Source organism: Sphingobacterium sp. CZ-2 (genome assembly GCF_004526235.1).
GTDB lineage: Bacteria > Bacteroidota > Bacteroidia > Sphingobacteriales > Sphingobacteriaceae > Sphingobacterium > Sphingobacterium tenebrionis.
Window position 1 is genome coordinate 161,100 of sequence record NZ_CP038159.1, and the last position, 23,406, is coordinate 184,505.

Sequence of the window (23,406 nt, forward strand, 5' to 3'; positions counted from 1 at the left end):
CGCTAATGCCAAATAATTAATAACTTTGTGCTGAAAATTGAAATAAATGAAATTACCTATAGTAGCCTATGGCGATCCAGTTTTGCGTCAGAAGGCCGAAGAGATTGAAGAGGATTACCCTGCATTGAAGGAACTGATCGATAACATGTTCGAAACCATGTATGCCGCCAATGGGGTAGGCCTTGCCGCTCCACAGATCGGTCTGCCGATTCGTGTATTTGTTATTGATGCCAGTCCTTTTGGCGAAGATGATGAGGATGGACCAGGAGATCCTTCTGCAAAGGATTTCAAACGGGTATTCATCAATCCCATCCTCGTGGAGGAATCTGGGGAGAAATGGGCATTTTCAGAAGGCTGCCTAAGTATCCCGCAGATCAACGAAGAAGTGTTGCGTAAGAAGAATGTGGTGATCAATTACCTGGATGAAAACTTTGAAGAGCAGGAGGAAGAATTGACAGGGCTAGCGGCTCGTGTTGTGCAGCATGAATATGACCACATCGAAGGAAAGCTTTTTATTGATAAGATCGGACCGCTGAAAAAGGCCATGTTGAAAAGTAAACTGGATAATATCGCAAAAGGATTGGTTCGCGTAGCTTACAAGATGTCCTTCCCGCAGATGAAAAAGAAACGGTAAGCACACCTAAAAAATAAAAGAGCTGGTCATGGACCTGCTTTTTTTATGATTTGTTTTCCATCATGGGTACACTCGGTAGGGAAAGGTTATATTTAACCGATACAAACCGGATGGTAAAGACAACAGATGCAGAAATAAAGGCGACGATTCCATCGGATAGGGGAGTGAGGGAAAGCAGTACATAGATGATGGCACCTGCCAGACAGGCCGAAGCATAGATCTCTTTTCTTAATATCAAAGGGGTCACATTCATCAGCACATCCCGGATCACCCCACCCATGCAGGCGGAGAACATCCCCAACATGACCGCCGATATGGCACTACTTTCATAGGCAATGGATTTCTCCACACCTACCACGGTAAAGAATCCGATCCCGATGGCATCGAATAAAAACAGGGTCCTCGCAAAATTGTCCAATTGTTTGTTCAGGATGATGGAAAGGATCACGCCGATAAAAATAGCGATCAGGTAATTGCCATCCTCCACCCATACTGGCCGGATGTTCAGGAAAACATCACGAAGCGATCCGCCACCAATGGCTGTCACAAAACCCATAAAGGTCGCACCAAAAACATCAATACCATTTCTGTTTGCCGCCATTGCTCCGGATATCGCAAACACCATGGTACCTAAAAGATCGATGTAATAAATAAAGCTCATTGATTCTGCCAGTATCGTCCTACAATAATAAGAAATATTAAAATAAAAAAGTGGACTCCGCAGAACCCACTTTAACTAAACAACAAAACAAATGATTTTTAACTAAATAGCTTTTGATTTTCTGTCCCTTTTTAATCGGTTCAGATCCTCTTCATATTTTTTCTGGAGCTCTTTATACTCTTCGGAGTTATATAGCTCCTCCTTTTCTTTCACTTTTTGCTTCCATTCTTCACTCTGGAAGTATTTCTCGATCTCTTTTCCTCCCTGTTCAATCTTTTGCATCTTGTTTTTCCACTCCGGAGATTCAAAGTATTTCTGAATGTTCTTTGTTTCTGCTTCAATGGACTTCATCTGATCTTTCCAGTCATCAGATTCAAAATAAGAAGCGACCTGCTTTGAATGATCTTCTATGCTCTTGATCTGATCTTTCCATTCCTTACTATTAAAGAATTTGTTGATCTCGTTGGATGACATATCGGCCCATTTTTTATCTTTCATTACTTCCTTGATCTTTTCATTGGAGATATTGATGGAAGCCATCTTGTTTTTCCAATCGTCGGATTTGAAAACCTCGTTCACTTTTGCGGTCTGTTCGGTGATAGACTGCATCTGTTTTTTCCATTCAGGCGAATTGGTCATTTTTGCCACATCCTTCGAATTAAGCTCCATCTCTTTGATCGCCTTGCGAACATGAGCTGGTAATTCGGTGGTGTCTACGATTTCATGGTTGGTAACCTTGATTTTATTTACCGTATTTACAGGTTTGATCGTGTCTAAGCATACTTCAGCGGACATGGGTTTCAATGCTGCATGTGGTGCTGGTACGATAGGATCGATCAGTTCGATTTCTTCTGCAACGCTCTGTTGCGCGGGTATCAACATCGCTAAGCTGATCATGGCAACTGAACTTGCCAAAACCGCTAGGAGTTGTTGTTTTACATTTCTATGGTTGGTTTCCATGTTGGTGATTCTTTTGATTCTTTGAAATAGGTGGTTTTTATTTCCGGTTGCTGCCATACTTAGGGCAGGGGTATTCTTCATTCTTAATTCTTCCAATTCTACCAATGCCTTGGCATAATGGATTGGCGTGCTGATCTGCTTCAACACCATATCGTCGCAGGCGTTTTCCCTTTCCTTCTCGATCATTTTTGATAAGGCCCAAACAAATGGGTTGAAGAATAGGAGGGTCTCCATCACTACTTTCAATAAGTTGAAGAGGTAATCCTGTCGTTTGATGTGTGCCAATTCATGTAGGATGATCGCTTCGACCTGTGTCGTATTCAGGTTGTTCACAAAGGCAATCGGGAAAAGAACGAAGGGCTTTAGAAATCCTACGGTCAATGGAACTGAAATATGCTTGGAAAGAAATATCGATACGCGTTTATTGATCTGCAGACTTTCCTTTGATTTGTTGAACAACTGGTTCCATTCTTTAGGGATGCTATCCAAACCTGTATATTTTAATTGACGTAATTTGAGGTAGCTGTTGCAAAGGATCAATACCTGGATGATAAAACCGATAAGGTAAGCGGCTACCAGGTAGGGGAACAAGCGTTCCAAGCTGAATGGGCTTCCTTCCTGGAAATTGATCGCGGGGATCATCTCTGGCGGAGTCGCTTGGTAGAGGTTCTGCATGGCTTTATATTTACTATAGTATAATAGAAAGCTGGTCATAAAACCTAAAAATATGCTGACCTGCAAGAAAAATGCGGTATTGTACCGTGCTGCTGCGCTTTGTTTTGGATTGATGAGCTTAATGATATTGACAAGAATATAGCATATCGCTCCTAACCAGATGGAATGTAGGATGCTCCATCCCAAGGCTTGTATCAAGTTATATGTGGTAGTTTCCATGGCTATTTATTTAATCGAAGGGTATAAACCTATTTATTTTCCAAGTTTTTCAGGAATGCCTTGATTTCGTCCAGTTCTTTTTGGCTCGTTCTTTCATTGCCTAATGCCTGCATCACTAATCGGGCGGTTGAGCCGTTATAAACTGAATCTATCATTTTATCCAGGAATTGTTCCTGGGTAGACTCTTTTTCAATTTCTGCTTTATATAGGTGTGTTTTGGAGCTGGTATCTCTGCTCACCATACCTTTATCATGCATGATCTGCATGAGTTTTAATATAGTGGTATAGCCCACATCCTTTTTGTTCAGGGTTTCAAAAACCTCGCGAACGCTGCTTTCGCCCTTATTCCAAAGGACCTGAAGGATTTCCATTTCGCTATCTGTAGGTTTCATGTTTTTTAGATTTATCTACGAATTATTTCGTACTCAAATCTACGAAGGATTTCGTAAGTACAAAATATTTTTTTGAATTCTTTTTCAATATTAGTGTAAAATATTGATAATCAGTAGTTAAAATTTGTAAAATTTATCATCATTGGGAGAATGTAAAGTCACGTCATTGCGAGGAGGCACGACGAAGCAATCTTTGGACTTTGTCATCCTGAGCATCGCCGAAGGATCTGTACGTGTACCAAATGTAGATGCTTCGACTCCGCTCAGCATGACATGCGGGAAGATTGCTTCGTTCCTCGCAATGACGCGGGTCCGCAATGACGCAGAGCCCCGCAATGACGCAGGGCCCCAAGTTGCCTTCGATGCAAAACCATGGTGAAAGCAATGCTAAAGTATGCTTTTCCTATGGTCAACATCCATTTCCATGCTTTTTCCCTGCTTCCACCCTGCTTCAGATACCCACCAGGTGGGTTCCCGAGCAAAATATGTTTCCCTATCAGCAGGCCAACATAGATAAATGGGATAAAATCCCTCCGGTACAAACCTATCCTGCACCCCCGGGTACAAATTTATCCACCATTGCCACAGCGCTTTACAGGGTAACCGTAAAAAATGTTCCCCGGGGGTCTTGGAAATATGGATGGGAAGTCCCTATCTTTGCACCACTCCGCAAGGGAGGGACGGCCGAACGGCCACTGAAATAAGGGTAGCTGCAGGTTGCTATTTGGGGGATTCCCCGGGCCAACGATACACGGAAAAAAAGCCCCAAAAAATTATTTTAAAATAAATTTTGCGGAACCGAAAAAACCTTCTACCTTTGCAGTCCCAACCACGGGGAACGGCAGCCGGCGCGACGCTGGCAGCCCACAGAAATGACAGTTCGAGACCAAGGAAACGAGGTCGGAAAACATACAGAAGCCGAAGCGCGAGCGGAGGCGGAGAGTTCTTTAAGATTTTATGATCATGTAACGCAGCGAGTAGTCGGAAGACGAAAGCTGAAAATTAAGACGATCTACAGATCGATCGATTTCAGATTTCCGGGAGCAGGACAGAGATACAAAAAACAAGACGTTTCTATTTTTATGAATAGTCACGGTCTTACACTTCATTCTACAATGGAGAGTTTGATCCTGGCTCAGGATGAACGCTAGCGGCAGGCCTAATACATGCAAGTCGAACGGGATCCGGTGGTAGCTTGCTACCATCGGTGAGAGTGGCGCACGGGTGCGTAACGCGTGAGCAACCTACCCATATCAGGGGGATAGCCCGGAGAAATCCGGATTAACACCGCATGCAACCATTAGATGGCATCATCATATGGTTAAATATTCATAGGATATGGATGGGCTCGCGTGACATTAGCTAGTTGGTGGGGTAACGGCCCACCAAGGCGACGATGTCTAGGGGCTCTGAGAGGAGAATCCCCCACACTGGTACTGAGACACGGACCAGACTCCTACGGGAGGCAGCAGTAAGGAATATTGGTCAATGGGGGCAACCCTGAACCAGCCATGCCGCGTGCAGGATGACTGCCCTATGGGTTGTAAACTGCTTTTGCCGGGGAATAAACCCCTCCACGAGTGGAGGGCTGAATGTACCCGGAGAATAAGGATCGGCTAACTCCGTGCCAGCAGCCGCGGTAATACGGAGGATCCGAGCGTTATCCGGATTTATTGGGTTTAAAGGGTGCGTAGGCGGCACTTTAAGTCAGGGGTGAAAGACGGCAGCTCAACTGTCGCAGTGCCCTTGATACTGAAGTGCTTGAATGCGGTTGAAGACGGCGGAATGAGACAAGTAGCGGTGAAATGCATAGATATGTCTCAGAACACCGATTGCGAAGGCAGCTGTCTAAGCCGTTATTGACGCTGATGCACGAAAGCGTGGGGATCGAACAGGATTAGATACCCTGGTAGTCCACGCCCTAAACGATGATGACTCGATGTTTGCGATATACAGTAAGCGTCCAAGCGAAAGCGTTAAGTCATCCACCTGGGGAGTACGCCCGCAAGGGTGAAACTCAAAGGAATTGACGGGGGCCCGCACAAGCGGAGGAGCATGTGGTTTAATTCGATGATACGCGAGGAACCTTACCCGGGCTTGAAAGTTACTGAAGCATCCAGAGACGGATGCGTCCTTCGGGACAGGAAACTAGGTGCTGCATGGCTGTCGTCAGCTCGTGCCGTGAGGTGTTGGGTTAAGTCCCGCAACGAGCGCAACCCCTATGTTTAGTTGCCAGCACGTCAAGGTGGGGACTCTAAACAGACTGCCTGCGCAAGCAGAGAGGAAGGCGGGGACGACGTCAAGTCATCATGGCCCTTACGTCCGGGGCTACACACGTGCTACAATGGATGGTACAGCGGGCAGCTACACAGCAATGTGATGCCAATCTCGAAAAGCCATTCACAGTTCGGATCGGGGTCTGCAACTCGACCCCGTGAAGTTGGATTCGCTAGTAATCGCGTATCAGCAATGACGCGGTGAATACGTTCCCGGGCCTTGTACACACCGCCCGTCAAGCCATGAAAGCTGGGGGTACCTAAAGCATGTAACCGCAAGGAGCGTGTCAGGGTAAAACCGGTAATTGGGGCTAAGTCGTAACAAGGTAGCCGTACCGGAAGGTGCGGCTGGAATACCTCCTTTCTGGGGCCTGTACCCGGCCTCGCTGCATAACAGATCATAGATGATGGATAACAGACTCATAAAGAAGAAAGTGCCCGCCCGGACGGAGTCCAGGACGGTGTCGCGAGAAGAGATGAAGATAGCCAGTCCCGTAGCTCAGTTGGTTAGAGCACTACACTGATAATGTAGGGGTCAGCAGTTCAAATCTGCTCGGGACTACCAGGATACGGAAGGGGAATTAGCTCAGCTGGCTAGAGCACCTGCCTTGCACGCAGGGGGTCAACGGTTCGAATCCGTTATTCTCCACAGGCCTTCCCGCAAGGGGAAGGGATGAGAGTTCTTTGACATATTGGAAGAAAAGAGATAACAAGAGAAGACAACAGAGGAGAAGTGCCCACGGGCATGGATCCAAAGCAACGCACCATCTGGCAAAAGGGATGGTGGCGTGAAGAAAGTAAACAAGGGCACACGGGGGATGTCTAGGCTCTCAGAGGCGATGAAGGACGTGATAAGCTGCGATAAGCCACGGGGATCGGCAAATGCGACTCGATCCGTGGATCTCCGAATGGGGCAACCCGGCATGTTGAAGACATGCCATCAAATGAAGCGAACGCGCCGAACTGAAACATCTAAGTAAGCGTAGGAGGAGAAAATAACAATGATTTCCCAAGTAGTGGCGAGCGAACGGGAAAGAGCCCAAACCATACCTGTTACGGCAGATATGGGGTTGTAGGACCACGATATTGTACTGTGCTATGAACTGGAAGCAGGTGGGAAACTGCGCGATAAGGGTGAGAGCCCCGTACAGGCAAAGAATACAGGCATAGTGGTATCCTGAGTACCGCGGGACCGGAGAAATCCTGTGGGAATCCGCCAGCACCATCTGGCAAGGCTAAATACTCCTGAGAGACCGATAGTGGACCAGTACCGTGAGGGAAAGATGAAAAGAACCCCGAACAGGGGAGTGAAAAGAACCTGAAACCGTGTGCTTACAAGCGGTCGGAGCGGAGCGATTCCGTGACGGCGTGCCTTTTGCATAATGAGCCTACGAGTTACTCTTGTCCGGCAAGGTTAATCGATTAAGTCGAGGAGCCGAAGCGAAAGCGAGTCTGAACAGGGCGCACAGTCGGATGAGGTAGACGCGAAACCTTGTGATCTACCCTTGGGCAGGTTGAAGGTGCGGTAACACGTACTGGAGGACCGAACCGATAAACGTTGAAAAGTTTCCGGATGACCTGAGGGTAGGGGTGAAAGGCCAATCAAACTGGGAAATAGCTCGTACTCCCCGAAATGTTTTTAGGAACAGCGTCGGCATATGAGTCTAGCAGAGGTAGAGCTACCGATTGGGTGCGGGGGAGTCAAATCCTACCAAATCCAGACGAACTCCGAATGCTGCTAGATATGGCCGGCAGTGAGGCTTTGGGTGCTAAGGTCCAAGGCCGAGAGGGAAAGAACCCAGACCATCAGCTAAGGTCCCCAAATCCGTTCTAAGTTGAACTAACGAGGTCCGGTTGCCCAGACAGCTAGGATGTTGGCTTGGAAGCAGCCATTCATTTAAAGAGTGCGTAACAGCTCACTAGTCGAGCGGCCGGGCGTGGATAATAAACGGGCATCAAGAACGGTACCGAAGCTATGGATTGCAGATGAATCTGCACTGGTAGGGGAGCATTCCATAGGGGGCGAATCCGGCAGGTGACTGTCGGTGGACCTTATGGAAAAGCAAATGTAGGCATAAGTAACGATAAGGCGGGTGGGAAACCCGCCCACCGAAAGACTAAGGTTTCCTGATCAACGCTAATCGGATCAGGGTCAGTCGGGACCTAAGGCGCATCCGAATGGAGGCAGCCGATGGACAACGGGTCAACATTCCCGTACTGTTCCTTACTGCGATGTGGTGACGGAGTAGTGACACTGCCGCGAGCTGACGGAATAGCTCGTTGAAGCGCAAAGGTATTGGACCGGTAGGCAAATCCGCCGGTACAGCCGAAGCGCGATAGTACTGCAAACCTCCGGGGGCGCAGATAGTGCAGGTAATCAGACTTCCGAGAAAACCCGCTAAGCTTCAGGTAAGGAACACCCGTACCGTAAACCGACACAGGTGGTCGAGGAGAGGATCCTAAGGTGCTCGAGTGAATCATGGCTAAGGAACTCGGCAAAATGGCCCTGTAACTTCGGGAGAAGGGGCGCTTCCTCCAGCGATGGAGAAGCCGCAGTGAAAAGGCCCAGGCGACTGTTTAGCAAAAACATATGGCTTTGCGAAATCGAAAGATGAAGTATAAGGCCTGACACCTGCCCGGTGCTGGAAGGTTAAGAGGGGATGTCATCCGCAAGGAGAAGCATTGAATCGAAGCCCCAGTAAACGGCGGCCGTAACTATAACGGTCCTAAGGTAGCGAAATTCCTTGTCGGGTAAGTTCCGACCTGCACGAATGGTGTAACGATCTGGGCGCTGTCTCAGCCATGAGCTCGGTGAAATTGTGGTATCGGTGAAGACGCCGGTTACCCGCAACGGGACGGAAAGACCCCATGAACCTTCACTATAGCTTAACATTGAGATTGGGTACAGGATGTGTAGGATAGGCGGGAGTAATTGAAGCGGTTTCGCCAGGAACCGTGGATACGACCTTGAAATACCGCCCTTTCTGTATCCGGTTTCTAACTCGCCCAAGGCGAGGACATTGTTTGGTGGGTAGTTTGACTGGGGTGGTCGCCTCCAAAAAGGTAACGGAGGCTTTCAAAGGTAAGCTCAGTACGCTTGGTAACCGTACGTGGAGTGCAATGGCATAAGCTTGCTTGACTGTGAGACCTACAAGTCGACCAGGGTCGAAAGACGGACATAGTGATCCGGTGGTTCTGTATGGAAGGGCCATCGCTCAAAGGATAAAAGGTACTCTGGGGATAACAGGCTGATCTCCCCCAAGAGCTCATATCGACGGGGAGGTTTGGCACCTCGATGTCGGCTCGTCACATCCTGGGGCTGGAGAAGGTCCCAAGGGTTGGGCTGTTCGCCCATTAAAGTGGCACGCGAGCTGGGTTCAGAACGTCGCGAGACAGTTCGGTCCCTATCTGTTGTGGGCGCTGGAAGTTTGAGTGGATCTGACCTTAGTACGAGAGGACCGGGTTGGACGGACCGCTGGTGAACCTGTTATGCCGCCAGGTGTACGGCAGGGTAGCTACGTCCGGGATAGATAAGCGCTGAAAGCATCTAAGTGCGAAACTAGCCACGAGATGAGACTTCCTCATAAGGGCCGTCGGAGATGACGACGTTGATAGGCCACAGGTGTAAAGGTTGAGAGACCAAAGCCGAGTGGTACTAATAACCCGAAGCTTTCCAATGCGGATAGTACTGTTGTCCTCTCTCTTTTTTGATCCTTTCTTCCAATAACATGTCAATGACGTGTTCAGTAACTACTATCTAGTAGTTAGTATTTAGACTGCTGCATGCGTGCTACAGTGTCAATTTCAGACAGAACATAGAACAATATCTCATAAAGATCTTCAGGTGCCTATATCGGCGGTGTCCACCTCTTCCCATTCCGAACAGAGAAGTTAAGCCCGCCAGAGCCGATGGTATTGCCGTAACAGGTGGGAGAGTAGGTCGGCGCCTAATTTTACAAAGGAGCCCCGTTATCGATAGATGACGGGGCTTTCTGTTTTTATGGGTTTCTTTGTGTGCGGGACTTCCGAGCCATTGCGGCCCACGCGTCATTGGAGGCCTTGTGCGTCATTGGAGGCCTTTCGTTATTGCGAGGAACGCCCCGTCATTGCGAGGAACGAAGCAATCTTCCCGCATGTCATGCTGAGCGGAGTCGAAGCATCTACATGTGGTACCCGTACAGATCCTTCGACTGCGCTCAGGATGACATAAGGCGCCGCATATCCAAGGATTGCTTCCTCGTACCTCCTCGCAATGACGGAGGGCGCCATAGGTCTAACTACTAAATACTAAATACTAACTACTAAATACTAACTACTTAATACTCAAAGTAAGGAAATCAAAGATTTCCTTACCCTTACCCCTCTTCTTCTTCTTCATAAAAATCTATCAGCGAAGCAACATAGGTCTCGTTCCAGCCTTCCACGATATCCTCATAATCTTCATCAGGGATATTCGTATGCTTAACCTCCAATGACGTTCCTTTTTTATGTTCATGTAGTTTGAAGGTCACGATAGATTCTTCCTCTTGTTCACCAAAATACCATTGTTGCACAATCTTACTATAAGGTTCCATTTCGAGGAACTTTCCCTGGATGGCGCCATCCCACATGGAGAATTCACCACCTACTTGGGGGTCGATTTCAACAAGGTCTCCGGTCCATAGCCTGATCGTAATTTCGGTGGTCAATGCGCGGTATAAATCCTCCGGTGGAGCCGTGATGATATAATATTTTTTAAATTCTTTCATGTGATATAAAAAGGGATTTAGATAATTCCTGTAAATTTACGGGAATTTATTAGCAATAGCATGAGTAATTTACTTCCAAATGCCCTCGTAAGAAAATTAGGCTCCAACCCTTTGTTTGATGAAAAAGCATTCTTAGATGCCCATGAACGAGGAGAAAAGCTTACTTCTATTCGGCTCAATCCTAACAAACCAACATCCTTAGACTTTGAAATGGCAGGAGAGGTGCCTTGGTGCGAGGAAGGTAAATATCTAAAGGAACGCCCTAAATTCACCCTTGATCCCTTGTTCCATGCGGGATGTTATTATGTGCAGGAAGCTTCTTCCATGTTCATAGCACATATCATTGAAACCTTAAAATTAGGGGATAAGGCCATTAAGGCTTTGGATCTATGTGCTGCGCCTGGAGGGAAATCTACCTTATTAAATGCCTCCTTTAGTCCGGATAGCTTCTTAATCGCTAATGAAATCATCAAAACACGGGTGAACATCCTTCGCGATAATCTCATGCATTGGGGATTACCCAACACGGTGGTATCCAATAACGATCCCTCCTCTTTCCGCAGACTGCCAGGCTTCTTTGATTTCATCCTGGTCGATGCGCCATGTTCTGGCTCAGGCATGTTCCGAAAGGACGAAGATAGTATAGACGAATGGTCAGAAGCCAATGTGAAACTCTGTAGCGAGCGTCAGAAACGTATTTTAGCGGATGTGATGCCGAGTATTTCTACCGGAGGTATATTGGTCTATTCGACCTGCTCTTACTCCGAGGAAGAGAACGAACAGATACTGGATTGGCTGCATGAAGAATATGAATTTGAAACGATCAGGATTCCATTGGAAGAAGCTTGGGGTGTAGAAGAAACGCTTTCATCCAAGCATCAGGCTTATGGCTACCGTTTCTACCCGCATAAGACAAAGGGAGAAGGTTTTTTTGTAGCTGTACTAAAGTTCAAAGGCATCCAACCGATGTTTTCCATGAAGAAGATAAAAATGGAGAAATCTCCACTTCCAAAGGAAGCATTGGTCAATTGGGTGGAAAATCCGAACGATTATGCTTCTTTTATCCATAATGAAAATGTTCATCTGTTTCCAAAATCTGTGGAAGCCTATGTAAAAGCAGCACAGCAGGTCCTATACCTGAAGAATGCGGGAACCATGATCGGTAAATGGTTAGGCAAGGAACTTGTTCCATCCCATGATTTGGCCATGAGCGTATTGCAGGCAAAAGACATTTCATCAGCTGAAATTGGATTAGCCGATGCGCAGAACTTTTTGAGGAAAGAACCCTTAGATCCGGCTTTGTTTCCTGCGGGGATGAAGGGCTGGTGCTTAGTGAAGTATAAAGGAATATCCTTAGGATGGGTAAAGGTATTAGGCAATCGGGTAAATAACTATTATCCCAAAGAAATCAGGATAGCTAATCTTTAAAAGAAAGGGGAAAGGCTTATTGATTGATCATAAGCTGATGCTCGATGATCAGCTTACAGATATCCACTGCAACCTCATCCTTTGATTTGAGCTCATAGTTGGATACATGTAGATCACGATCAATAACAGTGATCTTGTTGGTATTGTGGGCAAATCCTGCACCTTTATCCTGCATGGAATTCAACACGATGAAATCCAAGTTCTTTCTGCCTAATTTATCCTTTGCGTTTTCCAATTCATTATTGGTTTCTAAGGCAAAGCCGACCAATGTTTGAGAGCTGGTTTTCTTAGCGCCTAGGCTCGCCAGAATATCCGTAGTTTTCTTCAAGGAGATAGTAAAGTCTTCGGCTTTCTTCTTGATCTTCTGGTCTGCTACCTCAACTGGAGTATAATCAGCCACAGCCGCACTCATCACAATGATATCTGCTGTAGAAAAGTTGGAGTCCATTGCCTCCAGCATTTGTTGCGCGGAAACCACGTCAATACGGTTTACATCTGAAGGCGTCGGTAAAGCGGTTGGACCACTTACCAAAGTGACTTCTGCACCCAGCTGTTGCAATTGTTTGGCAATCGCATAGCCCATCTTTCCGGACGAATGATTTCCGATAAAACGTACAGGGTCTATAGCTTCATAAGTAGGACCAGCGGATACTAAAGCTGTCTTTCCTTGTAAAGGTTTGTCTGAAGCCAGGTAGTCTTCTATAAAGGAAAATATATCCTCCGGTTCAGCCAATCTTCCCTCACCAACCAAACCACTGGCTAATTCGCCGGTTCCAGGAGGTACAATAGCATGTCCGAAGCTCTTCAACAAGGAAATGTTATGTTGTACGGCAGGGTGTTTCCACATGTCCAAATCCATGGCAGGGGCAAAAGCAACAGGACCTTTAGCAGATAGATAAACCGCCAATAGCAGGTTGTCACATAATCCCTGTGCACATTTGGCAATGGTATTTGCCGATGCAGGTGCGATAAGGATCAGATCAGCTTGCTCTGCAAGATGCACATGGTTATTCCATTCCCCTGTTTCTTGCTGATAATAATCGACCAGAACAGGATTGTTGGATAGAGTGGATAAAGTAAGTGGGGTAATGAACTGCGTCGCTTCTTCGGTCATGATCACCTGAACGGACGCATCAGCCTTGCGAAGTAACCTGACCAAGGTTGCAATTTTATAAGCGGCAATGCTGCCGCTTATACCAATTACAATATTTTTGTCCTTTAGAGACATGCTTCTACAGCTTATTCTTGTTCTTTAGAAGGGTTTCTAAAGTAAACTTTATCATGTAAGAACTCATCGATCGCTACTAACGTAGGTTTTGGCATACGCTCATAGTGTTTAGAAATCTCGATCTGTTCACGGTTTTCGAATACTTCTTCCAAGTTGTCATTGCTGCTCGCAAATTCCGATAGCTTCTGATTTAACTCTTCTTTGATATCAACAGAAATCTGGTTTGCACGTTTGCTGATAATAACGATAGACTCGTAAAGGTTGTCCGTAGTGTTGTCTAATTCTCTTAAGTCACGAGTAACTGTAGAGTTAGGAACATTATTTTTATTTTGGCTCATATTAAAATGAATATATTGTACTAAATGATTTACTTAATTTGTTTCTACCGGAACAGTTCCTGGAGTAGAAACACCTAATTCTTCTTCGCGTTTCTTTCTTGCTTTTGCATCCGCTTCCATCAATTTGATGGCTGAAGCAATCTTACGTTCCGCAGAAGCGCGTAGACCTTTAACTTCATTGCTGTACTTGCTTTCTGGGAAGTTCTCAGAAAACGTTTCATAGTAATCCAACATCTGGTTGAAACGTTCTTCCTGACGGTGAGGATAGCTGTTGTCTGCAAATAAGTATTGGGATTTTACCAATAGGTATTCGATCTCTTCAGCATGTTTTGTGTCTGGATACTCCTTCAATACATTTTCCAGCGCAATCACTGCTGCTCTGTAATCATCAGGTAGGCCCATGTTGTAATACAGTTTAGCATTATCAAAGGCTTTTTTCTCCAATTTATCACGAAGGTTCTGGATAAGATCACCTGCTTCTTTCGCTTTTTCCGATTCCGGATAAAGGTTCACGAACAATTGTAACTGTTCGATAGCTTTGCGGGTATTGTCTTGATCGAGGTTAGAACGTGGAGATTCCAGGTAATAACAATATGCCGACATGAAACGAGCTTCTTCTGCTCTAGCACTGTGCGGGTAGTTGTCTGCAAATTGCTTGAAGTGGTATCTAGCCGAGATATAATCCTTCAACCGGTAACTCGCATAAGAAGTGTAGTAGTAAAGATCTTCAGCTTCTGCTGTACCGCGATAACGTGCAACCAACTCCTCAAATAACGTCAAAGCTTTGGAATACTTACCTTTTTCGTAGTATTTCACCGCTTCCTGATATTTCATTTGTATGTTGTTGCTGGCACGTATTTTCTCGAATTTACTTTTACAGCTGCTGAAACCAGTTAACAAAAATACGCCGATAATTAGGCTAAATACATGATTCTTCAAAAACATCCTACAAAGATACGTCAATTAATACTAATATTCAATTATATTTAACATGCGAAAATAGTTCATTTCCATTTAGCTAACCGCGTGAACCAGTGCATTTAACAATCTTTAACTATACATTTCGCCGACTGGATTACAGGATATGCAAAAAGCTTGCAATCTCAGGAAGGACATGAACGCCTTCATGGGCAACAAGGAAGGTGTATTTCAAGGAGTTAGGAATGATCCCAAAATACTTTTTAAAAGCAGTGGTAAAGTGGGTGGAATGCTTGTATCCGGTCATCCGAGCTACATCCGAAACCCGATATTTACCCATTAGGATAAGTTTTTTGGCATGTTCCATCTTCGCTTCCGTAATGTAGTTCATCACCGTTTTTCCATAATGCTGCTTAAAGTATTTTTTAAGATACTGTTCATTGGTGCCAACAGCTTTTGCCAATTCGGCAATACTATGGTTTTTGGAAAGGTCCTCATCGATCATCTTTTTGACCTGTTGGATCTTCTCAAAATGGCTTTTATTTACAATAAGTTCCTTGGATTCATTTTCTGCGTAAAGTCCTTCGACCTGATGGATGATGATCTCTAGCAATAGACTTTGGATCTTTAACTGATTGAGGTAGGAATCTTCCTGATAGAGTTCAAAAATCTGCTGCAGGGATAGTTCGATCCTGGAATCAGCTTTGGTCAATAACCCTTTTTCAAATCGATCTCTGTTCTCCAAGTATTTGGTATGGAAGGCCGGTAATTTGTCACAGGGCACCAACATCATCAGGACCATATTATCGGGGCTTAGGCTCTTGAATTCCAAATGATCGCCCTTGTTCACATGCTTTAGGATGTTCTCACCGGCTTGTAATAGGTAATTTTCAGCTTGAATGGAATACGTGCAATTGGCGGAATGGTCATGCACCAACAGGTTAAGATATCCTTCGATCGGAGAAATAAAAGCGAATCGTTGTCGCCCCTTCAGCACGGTAAAATACATGAAAGTCCCTAATTCAGACAAACTTTTGTCTGAAAATGGATTTCCCTGTGCGATAATTTCCGATTGTGAAGCTTTTTTTTCCGATTGCGTCATTTTGCTATTTAGAATAATTCTACATTTGCAGCGATATTTATTTAGACTTGTTCTAAAGAGTGTTCAAATCTAAGATATTAATCGGATATAATGAAACATTTTTACATCGCTGCTCTCTTTTTAATGATTACCGGTTCCTTGATGGGACAGACGTCCAACATTAAAGGTATTGTTCATCTGCTGGATGGAAAACCGGTAGCCAATGCGAGTGTAAAAGTGGATGGAACAACGATCGGAACCGTCTCTAATGAAAAAGGGGAATACCTTTTGGAACAGGTGCCTTATGGAAACCAAACTATTTTGGTGACCTCCATCGAAGTAAAAGACAAAAGAGTTAGCCTAAAGGTAGAGAAGCCAAAATACGATCTGCATATCCACATCGACCCAAAAGGGGAAATCAGTCTTGATGAAATCCGAGTGGTGAGAAACACTGTAAAAAGGGAGATTGAAACCAAAGGTTTCGCGGTGAATGTGATCGAGACGAAGGAAGCGGCTGTCCGTAACATACAGACCAATGAATTATTGGACAAAACAGTAGGGGTAAGGGTTCGTCAGAGTGGTGGCTTGGGATCGGAGGTACAATATAACCTGAATGGGATGACCGGCCGATCGGTGGGTATCTTTATCGATGGAATTGAGATCTCTACGTATGGATCTTCCTTCAATCTGAACAATATTCCGCCATCCATGATTGAGCGGATCGAAGTTTACAAAGGGGTTCTTCCGGCACACTTAACCGGAGATCTTTTGGGCGGAGCCATCAATATCGTGCTCAAAAAAGGTACTAACAGTAATAATTTATCGGCATCTGTTTCTTATGGTTCCTTCAATACGACCCAATCGGATATCAGTGCTTTATATAGACATGCCAAAACAGGTTTTACAACACGAGTTTCTGGAAGCTTCCTGAATTCGGATAACGATTATGAAATCTGGGGCAAGTTTTCCAAATATATTCAGCCAGACGGGGTAGTACAAAGGTATTACCGTACGAAAAGATTTTTTGACGGGTACAGATCCATTTCTGGAAGGTTCGAATTTGGATTTACCGATGTTAAATGGGCAGATACGTTCTTCTTGGGTTATAATGTGTCGGATTCCTACAAGGAGATCCAACATGGACAGACCATGGGAACACCTTATTATGGAAGGACTTCGAATGCGAACGCCAATGTGTTGAGCTTGAACTATGTTAAAAAAGATCTACTAACGCCTGGTCTTGGTCTTTCGGTAAATGCAGTATATAGCTTTAGAAATACTTCCATTCAAGATACCGTTCCTTATGAATTCAATTGGGATGGTCAGATTCGTTTAGATCTGAACGGCAATCCCATCAAGCATTCTTCGGGAGCACAACAGGGTAGTCCAACCTTGAACGACATCAAACGTCAAGTGGCAAACATCCGTTCAAATCTGAGTTATGATGTTGTTTCGGGCCATAGGCTTTCGGTGAACCACGTATTCTATACCGTAGATCGGAAAGATTCGGATCGTTTATATCCAGTTGCCAATGTGGGATTGAACCGCAAAAATGATCTGGCAAAAAATGTGGTATCCTTCAATTATGAAGCCCAAACGATCAACAATAAATTGATCACTAACCTTTTCTATAAGTTATACCAGCAATCTATTGGTAGCACTTCCTATACCGCTACGGTGAACAATGGCGAAACTACCTTTCAAGAAAATACGATGAAGGATAACCGGACCAACTCGGGTTATGGGCTGGCAGGTTCTTACCGCATAAAACCGAATATCATCCTATTGGCATCTGCAGAACGCGCTGTCCGTATGCCGGTCGATTCGGAGACCTTTGGAAGCCCAGAAGATAATGTATTGTCCAATCCTAATATCCGACCAGAAATCAGCGATAACTACAATGCAGGTTTCCGATTGGGAACATTCGATTTCGACGACCATAAAGTTTCCTTAGCGACCAATGTTTTCTGGAGAAATGTGAAGGATAGGATCATGCCGGAGGCCAATGAGTTGATGAACAACCAGGAGATCGAAGTGACCAAATTTGTGAATTTAGGAAAATCGCAATCCGTAGGTTTTGAGGGTGAGCTGTTCTATAACTACAAGAACAACCTGACCGTAGGTTTCAATTTCTCCAAATTCAATTCCTTATACAAAGTGCAGTTTGACCCGAATTCGGGTAAACAATTGCCTTATTACAATACACAGATTCCTAATGAGCCTTTCTTTACGATGAATGGGAATGTGCATTATCACCTGGATAACCTGATTCAAAAGAATTCCAAGTTGAACTTGTTCTATACAGTTGGTTATGTAGCACCATTCAGCACCGTTTGGTTTGATTCGGATTGGTTCGTGACACCGACACAGGTATCCCAGAATCTTGGGCTGAGCTATGTGTTCCCTTCCAAAAAGATCATTGCCAGTTTAGATGTGAAGAACATGTTCAATGCAGAGGTTTATGACAATTTTGGGGTGCAGAAACCAGGCAGGGGATTCTACCTAAAACTGAATTATTCCATTAATAAAATTTAAGTATTACCATATAATTATTACGATGAAAACTAATCTTATAAAATTTGCCCTATTGGGTATAGCCGCTACTTCCCTTACGTTCAGCAGTTGTCAGAAAGATAATGTTGTATTGGATCCGGATGAAAATGTTGATCGTTGGATCACCGTTTCAGGAGCTTTGATGAAGACTACAGCTGGAGATGGGGATGGAGGAACTAAGGTGTTTAGTATCAGCGAACCGGATGCCATCAATCCAAATTACAGTGTGAAGGTTTTTGATGAAGGAACAAGCGTTAAGTCATCTCGTACGGCTAGACTTCAGGCTTCTGCGGATGGAAAGTACCTTTATAACATTCAATATACAGGAGATGACGGTGGTGTTTTCAATAAATATATTGTTAAAGGAAGAAATAGGTTTCAAGCTGATGGTGCTGAGGTGCACACAAAAAATTATGTGAGTGATGCTCCAAGATGGTTAGTTGCAGCACCTGGTGTAGGGATTGCTGTTCGTGGAACCGCAAACCCAGTGGTTACTACAGGAACGTCTCCAAATTTTGTTTTTAAAGAAAGAACAACAAAAACGGATATCATTTCCTTAGACCTTAACAATCCAAGAATTACAAAGACAGCTACATTTGATTTGGCTTTATCGCCGGATGAAGTTGCAGCGGGATATTACATATCACGAATAGATGTACCTATCGTTAATAAAAGTGGGAACAAGGCATATATAGGTGCTGCCATTTCTAAACATAATGTCAATTCTTTCACTATTAATGATAAGGGACTTCCAGAATTTGCTTCAGATACAAAAAGTCCTAAGGCATTTGCAAAAACATTGGTGGTAGATTATCCATCATTCGATAACCCTAAATTGATTACTACCGATAAAACTAGGGCAAATACTAATGGCTATCGTTCTACGATGCAATATATTGGAACAGATGGACATGTATATCAAGCAACTTCTGGAGAAGCAAAAGGCACTGGTGGTTCAAAGATCTTGAGGATCAATTCTGCAACCAACGATTACGATAATTCTTTTGTATTTAGTTTAGACCAAGCTTTAGGTATAAATGATAGCTATATCGAAACTTGGAAATATGTTGGCGATGGTATAGGATTCGTAATTTACAACATTGCAGGTGAGGGTGGATATATTGCCCGCGTTGATTTGAACAACAAGACCGCAAAGAAATATAATATTCCAAACGAGGCAACCTTAAATTTCCGTCAGATGCAGAATATTGCGTTGGTAGGGGACAATGTATATATCGTTGTTACGCCGGTTAGTGAAGATGGAAACATCTATGTTTTTAATAGAAAATCTGGTGAAATGACTGTTGGAGCTAAATTGATCAATCAACCAGGAAACCGTTACATCGGTATCTATTAATCGTAAAGCAAAAGATAAATAATCCATATCAGGTGAGCTGTTGGCTCGCCTGATTTTTGGTTTTAATCACCTAGTGGTAGTAAAGAGAAAAATGAGTAAACCAAAACAAAAAACATCTACTTGGATTAAATTCAGAAAATTCCTGAACGATATCCATCTATGGGGAGGATTGATTTCCGGGATCATTGTCTTCATTGTTTGTCTTACAGGGACAATCTATGTGTATAATACAGAGATCCGGGCTTGGGCACAATCGAACTATCATCAGGTAGATCCTGCTGGGGAAAAATGGAATGCTGATGAGCTGATGGCCAAGGTTAAACCGGAAGTTAAAGGTAAAGTGGTAGGGATCAAGATCCCTTTTGCAGATGATGCAATCACCAGCATCCTTTATAGCAAAAAGGAAAAAGATGGCGAAGGAAAATCCGGCGAGGGAAAATCTGGCGAAGGAAAACCCGAACCAAGGACAGGCGAAGGAAAACCCGCCGAAGGCAAGGCTTCCGCGTCATTGCGAGGAACGAAGCAATCTTCCGAACCTGCTGAGACCACAAAACCTCAAGAAGGGGAGAAAAAACCTGCTGCACCAGCTGGCGGAGGTGGCGGTAGAGGACCACGTGCCAACCAACTTGCCGTTAACCCCTACTCAGGAGAAATAATCGGCGATCCTGCAGACGAAAAAACAAAAACAGCAGAGTTCATGCAGAAGATGTTCGGCTTACACCGTTGGCTCTTACTCAATGAAATCGAAGAACCTTTGATCGAAGGAGTCGAAAACCGGAAGCTAGGTTCTTGGATCACAGGAACGGCAACCCTATTATTCCTGTTGGGAGTAATTACCGGTATGGTGATCTGGTTCCCGAACAAAATACGCTCTTGGAGAAATGGTTTGAAGATCCGTTGGACAGCCAATTGGAAGCGAGTAAACCATGACCTCCATAATACCCTGGGCTTTTATAGTTGCATCATTCTGTTTTTAATGGCTGTAACCGGGCCTTTCTGGTCTTTTGACTGGTACCGTTCGGGATGGCAGAAAACATGGGGGACTTATAAATCCCCAGATGCGCCTAAAGAAGAGAAAAAACCGTTATTATCTATTATTCCAGCTGATGGAAAAGCTCCGATGACCATCGAGGAAACGATTTTGGCAGCCAATAAGGTATTGACCTATGATGGCGACCTTACGATCAATTTTGCCAAGGATAGTACCGGAACGGTTTCCATCAGTAAAAATAGGGTAGGATTTTTTGCACCATCTGCAGGTGATAAACTAACCTTGAATCAATATACTGGTGAGGTTCTGGAAAAGGATATCTTCAGGGAAAAGCCCTTTAACGAAAGAGCTTCTGCGTCTATTAAAGCCTTACATATTGGGGATATCTATGGACCATTTACCAAGCTCCTCTATTTTATCTCGTGTTTGATCGCTACTTCACTACCGGTCACTGGCGTAATGATCTGGTTGAACAAAATGAAGAAAAAACCAAAAAGGAAATAATCAAAAAGGGAAATAATCAAAAAAGACTTGTAGGCAAACCTACAAGTCTTTTTTACATGGTTTAATAACCTGCTGTGTTTAACAGCAATTTCTTTTTAATTGTTCTTTACTGAATATTAGTTCTTATCATTGGTCAATTTCCCAATGATCATCTCAATTACTGCCACTGCAATCGCAAAGAATAAGGCAGGCATAAAGCCATCTACCTCAAATTTTGTTCCCATGATCTTATCCGATAACATGATCATCAATACTGTAATGATAAATGAAACCAAACCGAACGTCAACCAATTTAATGGAAACGTGAATAATCGTAATATACCACCCACGATGGCATTTACGAAACCGATTACTAAGCCCGTCAAAATCGCCCAACCAAACCCTGCAACCTGTACACCTGGGATAATCCAAGACGCTATAGCAACGACTAAACCTGTAACTAAAAGACTAATAATGAACCTCATAACTTAATTGTTGTGTCTGACTGCACAAAATGTTCAAAATTGATGCCAATAAAGGGTTTAACAAGAAGGGAAAATTTTTGGTAACAAAAATAATATTATGCTAACATATAAAATTATTGTATATTCACTTTACAATTTTAAACAAAAAGGTTATGAAACAGGTATTGATGACACTTTGTGCGTTATTTATAACAGTTGCATTATATGCACAGAGCGATCCAATTTTGGGGAAATGGCAAAACCCAAGTGGAGAAGGAAGGATAGAAATCTATAAAAAAAATGGCGAGAAATTTTATGGTAAGTTGTACTGGATAAAAGACTCGGCAAAGAAAGACGCCAAAAACCCTGATCCGAAGTTGAGATCCAGGAACATCCAGGGCTTGGAAATCCTGAGTGGTTTTGTAAAAGAAAGCAAAACCTATGTGGATGGTACCATTTATGATCCAAAATCTGGAAAGACGTACAGTTGTAAGATGACCCTTAAGGGAGACGACAAATTGGACATCCGAGGTTATATCGGGATCAGTATGCTAGGTCGCTCAGAGACTTGGACAAGGATAAAGTAAAATAAGTAAACAACAGACAATAGGGGGTGGAGATTTATCTTCACCCTTTTTTATTGGTAATAAAGGCGTTGTTTTTGAAATTGAAGCAATCGTTTTCGTTCTTGCTACTGATAAAAAAGACTTATCTTAGCCTAACAAATTGAAATAATATGTATAAAACCTTAAAGCCCGCTTTAGAAAAAGAACTGGCAGCAATTAAAGAAGCTGGTTTATATAAAGAGGAACGCATTATTGTTACTCCTCAAGGTGCCGATATCAAAGTGAGTACAGGACAGGAAGTGATCAACTTCTGCGCAAACAACTACCTAGGACTATCCTCCCATCCCAAAGTGATCGAAGCTGCAAAGGCAAGTATCGATACGCATGGATATGGCATGTCTTCTGTAAGATTTATCTGTGGTACTCAAGATGTTCATAAAGAACTGGAAGCGAAGTTATCCAAGTTTTTAGGAACCGAAGACACCATTTTGTATGCAGCGGCATTTGATGCCAATGGTGGTGTTTTTGAGCCTTTGCTTTCTGCAGAGGATGCTATTATTTCTGATGAATTGAACCATGCCTCCATTATTGATGGGGTTCGTTTGTGTAAAGCTCAGCGATTCCGTTACAAAAACTGTGATCTGGCTGATTTAGAAGCACAATTGCAAGCTGCTTCTGGCGCTAGGCACAAAATCATTGTTACAGATGGTGCTTTCTCCATGGATGGATCGGTTGCTCCTCTAGATAAGATCTGTGACCTTGCGGATAAATACGAAGCATTGGTGATGATCGACGAATCGCACTGTTCTGGATTTATCGGAAAAACAGGTCGCGGTACCCATGAATTGTTCAATGTAATTGATCGTGTAGATATCATTACTGGAACATTAGGCAAGGCATTAGGTGGGGCTTCTGGTGGTTTTACTTCCGGTAAAAAAGAGATCATTGATATGCTTCGCCAGCGCTCTCGTCCATATCTATTCTCGAATACTTTAGCTCCGGCGATTGCAGGTGCTTCCGTGGCGGTGTTGGATATGTTGAGCGAAACGACAGAACTGCGCGATAAATTAGAAAGCAACACTACTTATTTCCGCGAAAAGATGACCGAAGCTGGTTTTGATATCAAACCAGGTTTCCACCCGATCGTTCCTGTGATGATGTATGATGCCAAGCTAGCGCAAGAATTTGCTTCGAAGATGTTGGATGAAGGTATTTATGTGATCGGATTCTATTATCCAGTGGTTCCACAGGGTAAAGCCCGTATCCGAGTACAGATTTCAGCAGGCCATGAAAAAGCACATTTGGATAAGGCAATCGCAGCATTTACCAAAGTTGGTAAGGAGCTCGGGGTTATCAAATAGTTTTTGATTTGCTCCTGACAGAATGATTTACGTTTCGAAAATACGCAAGTAATTGAAAATTAATTAAGAATAA

The 23,406-nt window shown here is 43.9% G+C and carries 16 protein-coding genes, 2 tRNA genes and 3 rRNA genes; 12 read left to right on the top strand and 9 right to left on the bottom strand.

The window, feature by feature from the left end:
- The first annotated feature begins 46 nt into the window (after positions 1-46).
- Positions 47-634, top strand: coding sequence for a peptide deformylase (def, locus tag E3D81_RS00720; protein WP_099367853.1), 588 nt, complete (start codon positions 47-49; stop codon positions 632-634).
- 43 nt (positions 635-677) lie between these two features.
- Here the strand turns inward: def and E3D81_RS00725 are convergent, their stop codons facing one another.
- The 3 genes from E3D81_RS00725 to E3D81_RS00735 all read right to left on the bottom strand — a co-directional run bounded on the left by E3D81_RS00725 (position 678) and on the right by E3D81_RS00735 (position 3,541).
- Positions 678-1,295: a trimeric intracellular cation channel family protein gene (locus E3D81_RS00725; RefSeq protein ID WP_134776081.1), complete on the bottom strand. Its 618-nt coding sequence runs from the start codon at positions 1,293-1,295 to the stop codon at positions 678-680.
- Between the two features lie 102 nt (positions 1,296-1,397).
- Positions 1,398-3,149: a M56 family metallopeptidase gene (locus tag E3D81_RS00730; RefSeq protein WP_134776082.1), complete on the bottom strand. Its 1,752-nt coding sequence runs from the start codon at positions 3,147-3,149 to the stop codon at positions 1,398-1,400.
- Between the two features lie 29 nt (positions 3,150-3,178).
- Positions 3,179-3,541, bottom strand: a complete 363-nt coding sequence (locus E3D81_RS00735; protein ID WP_099367856.1) for a BlaI/MecI/CopY family transcriptional regulator — start codon at positions 3,539-3,541, stop codon at positions 3,179-3,181.
- Positions 3,542-4,653: 1,112 nt separating this feature from the next.
- On the opposite strand from E3D81_RS00735, the gene E3D81_RS00740 reads away from it, so the two are divergent.
- The 5 genes from E3D81_RS00740 (at position 4,654) to rrf (ending at position 9,769) form a co-directional block, all read left to right on the top strand.
- Positions 4,654-6,181: ribosomal RNA gene (locus E3D81_RS00740) — 16S ribosomal RNA — on the top strand.
- Between the two features lie 124 nt (positions 6,182-6,305).
- Positions 6,306-6,382, top strand: a tRNA-Ile gene (locus E3D81_RS00745).
- Positions 6,383-6,392: 10 nt separating this feature from the next.
- Positions 6,393-6,466: transfer RNA gene (locus tag E3D81_RS00750), tRNA-Ala, on the top strand.
- 142 nt (positions 6,467-6,608) lie between these two features.
- Positions 6,609-9,495 (top strand): 23S ribosomal RNA (locus E3D81_RS00755).
- Positions 9,496-9,657: 162 nt separating this feature from the next.
- Positions 9,658-9,769: ribosomal RNA gene (rrf, locus tag E3D81_RS00760) — 5S ribosomal RNA — on the top strand.
- The 16S, 23S and 5S rRNA genes sit together here with 2 tRNA genes alongside, the layout of an rRNA operon.
- Positions 9,770-10,172: 403 nt before the next feature.
- Here the strand turns inward: rrf and E3D81_RS00765 are convergent.
- Entirely contained in the window at positions 10,173-10,565 is a 393-nt protein-coding gene (locus E3D81_RS00765) for an SRPBCC domain-containing protein (RefSeq protein WP_099367044.1), read from the bottom strand.
- Positions 10,566-10,625: 60 nt separating this feature from the next.
- Between E3D81_RS00765 and E3D81_RS00770 the strand changes: the two genes are divergently transcribed.
- The gene (locus tag E3D81_RS00770; RefSeq protein ID WP_099367045.1) at positions 10,626-11,993 is read left to right on the top strand and encodes a methyltransferase RsmF C-terminal domain-like protein; all 1,368 of its coding nucleotides are present in this window, start codon (positions 10,626-10,628) and stop codon (positions 11,991-11,993) included.
- 16 nt (positions 11,994-12,009) lie between these two features.
- On the opposite strand, the gene coaBC is transcribed toward E3D81_RS00770, so the two are convergent.
- From coaBC to E3D81_RS00790, 4 genes are all read right to left on the bottom strand, one after another.
- Complete coding sequence (gene coaBC, locus E3D81_RS00775; protein ID WP_134776083.1) at positions 12,010-13,221, bottom strand: bifunctional phosphopantothenoylcysteine decarboxylase/phosphopantothenate--cysteine ligase CoaBC; 1,212 nt, start codon at positions 13,219-13,221, stop codon at positions 12,010-12,012.
- Between the two features lie 11 nt (positions 13,222-13,232).
- Complete coding sequence (locus E3D81_RS00780) at positions 13,233-13,559, bottom strand: DNA-directed RNA polymerase subunit omega (protein WP_099367047.1); 327 nt, start codon at positions 13,557-13,559, stop codon at positions 13,233-13,235.
- A 33-nt stretch (positions 13,560-13,592) separates the two neighbouring features.
- Positions 13,593-14,504, bottom strand: a complete 912-nt coding sequence (locus E3D81_RS00785) for an outer membrane protein assembly factor BamD (protein ID WP_099367048.1) — start codon at positions 14,502-14,504, stop codon at positions 13,593-13,595.
- Positions 14,505-14,634: 130 nt separating this feature from the next.
- The gene (locus E3D81_RS00790) at positions 14,635-15,579 is read right to left on the bottom strand and encodes an AraC family transcriptional regulator (protein WP_099367049.1); all 945 of its coding nucleotides are present in this window, start codon (positions 15,577-15,579) and stop codon (positions 14,635-14,637) included.
- 90 nt (positions 15,580-15,669) lie between these two features.
- Here E3D81_RS00790 and E3D81_RS00795 point away from each other — a divergent pair, with 90 nt between their 5' ends.
- The 3 genes from E3D81_RS00795 to E3D81_RS00805 all read left to right on the top strand — a co-directional run bounded on the left by E3D81_RS00795 (position 15,670) and on the right by E3D81_RS00805 (position 20,963).
- Complete coding sequence (locus tag E3D81_RS00795) at positions 15,670-18,093, top strand: TonB-dependent receptor (protein WP_099367050.1); 2,424 nt, start codon at positions 15,670-15,672, stop codon at positions 18,091-18,093.
- A 22-nt stretch (positions 18,094-18,115) separates the two neighbouring features.
- A complete protein-coding gene (locus E3D81_RS00800; RefSeq protein ID WP_134776084.1) occupies positions 18,116-19,468 on the top strand; it encodes a hypothetical protein in 1,353 nt (450 codons plus the stop codon).
- A 91-nt stretch (positions 19,469-19,559) separates the two neighbouring features.
- A complete protein-coding gene (locus E3D81_RS00805) occupies positions 19,560-20,963 on the top strand; it encodes a PepSY domain-containing protein (protein WP_134776085.1) in 1,404 nt (467 codons plus the stop codon).
- 116 nt (positions 20,964-21,079) lie between these two features.
- Here E3D81_RS00805 and E3D81_RS00810 read toward each other — a convergent pair whose 3' ends face one another.
- Positions 21,080-21,427 carry a phage holin family protein gene (locus E3D81_RS00810; protein ID WP_134776086.1) on the bottom strand — a complete coding sequence of 116 codons (348 nt, stop codon included), beginning with the start codon at positions 21,425-21,427 and terminating at the stop codon, positions 21,080-21,082.
- Positions 21,428-21,579: 152 nt separating this feature from the next.
- Here E3D81_RS00810 and E3D81_RS00815 point away from each other — a divergent pair, with 152 nt between their 5' ends.
- Both E3D81_RS00815 and kbl read left to right on the top strand, forming a co-directional pair.
- The gene (locus E3D81_RS00815) at positions 21,580-21,993 is read left to right on the top strand and encodes a DUF2147 domain-containing protein (protein WP_099367054.1); all 414 of its coding nucleotides are present in this window, start codon (positions 21,580-21,582) and stop codon (positions 21,991-21,993) included.
- A gap of 149 nt (positions 21,994-22,142) precedes the next feature.
- Positions 22,143-23,333 (top strand): glycine C-acetyltransferase, encoded by a 1,191-nt coding sequence (gene kbl, locus E3D81_RS00820; protein WP_134776087.1) that lies wholly within the window; start codon positions 22,143-22,145, stop codon positions 23,331-23,333.
- Positions 23,334-23,406 lie beyond the last annotated feature (73 nt).

Bases quoted from the DNA above. Each gene is read 5' to 3' on its own strand.
- E3D81_RS00815 (WP_099367054.1), top strand. From the start codon at position 21,580: ATGAAACAGGTATTGATGACACTTTGTGCGTTATTTATAACAGTTGCA.
- E3D81_RS00810 (WP_134776086.1), bottom strand. From the start codon at position 21,427: ATGAGGTTCATTATTAGTCTTTTAGTTACAGGTTTAGTCGTTGCTATA.
- kbl (WP_134776087.1), top strand. From the start codon at position 22,143: ATGTATAAAACCTTAAAGCCCGCTTTAGAAAAAGAACTGGCAGCAATT.
- E3D81_RS00765 (WP_099367044.1), bottom strand. From the start codon at position 10,565: ATGAAAGAATTTAAAAAATATTATATCATCACGGCTCCACCGGAGGAT.
- E3D81_RS00800 (WP_134776084.1), top strand. From the start codon at position 18,116: ATGAAAACTAATCTTATAAAATTTGCCCTATTGGGTATAGCCGCTACT.
- def (WP_099367853.1), top strand. From the start codon at position 47: ATGAAATTACCTATAGTAGCCTATGGCGATCCAGTTTTGCGTCAGAAG.
- E3D81_RS00735 (WP_099367856.1), bottom strand. From the start codon at position 3,541: ATGAAACCTACAGATAGCGAAATGGAAATCCTTCAGGTCCTTTGGAAT.
- coaBC (WP_134776083.1), bottom strand. From the start codon at position 13,221: ATGTCTCTAAAGGACAAAAATATTGTAATTGGTATAAGCGGCAGCATT.
- E3D81_RS00770 (WP_099367045.1), top strand. From the start codon at position 10,626: ATGAGTAATTTACTTCCAAATGCCCTCGTAAGAAAATTAGGCTCCAAC.
- E3D81_RS00805 (WP_134776085.1), top strand. From the start codon at position 19,560: ATGAGTAAACCAAAACAAAAAACATCTACTTGGATTAAATTCAGAAAA.
- E3D81_RS00725 (WP_134776081.1), bottom strand. From the start codon at position 1,295: ATGAGCTTTATTTATTACATCGATCTTTTAGGTACCATGGTGTTTGCG.
- E3D81_RS00795 (WP_099367050.1), top strand. From the start codon at position 15,670: ATGAAACATTTTTACATCGCTGCTCTCTTTTTAATGATTACCGGTTCC.
- E3D81_RS00780 (WP_099367047.1), bottom strand. From the start codon at position 13,559: ATGAGCCAAAATAAAAATAATGTTCCTAACTCTACAGTTACTCGTGAC.
- E3D81_RS00790 (WP_099367049.1), bottom strand. From the start codon at position 15,579: ATGACGCAATCGGAAAAAAAAGCTTCACAATCGGAAATTATCGCACAG.
- E3D81_RS00785 (WP_099367048.1), bottom strand. From the start codon at position 14,504: ATGTTTTTGAAGAATCATGTATTTAGCCTAATTATCGGCGTATTTTTG.
- E3D81_RS00730 (WP_134776082.1), bottom strand. From the start codon at position 3,149: ATGGAAACTACCACATATAACTTGATACAAGCCTTGGGATGGAGCATC.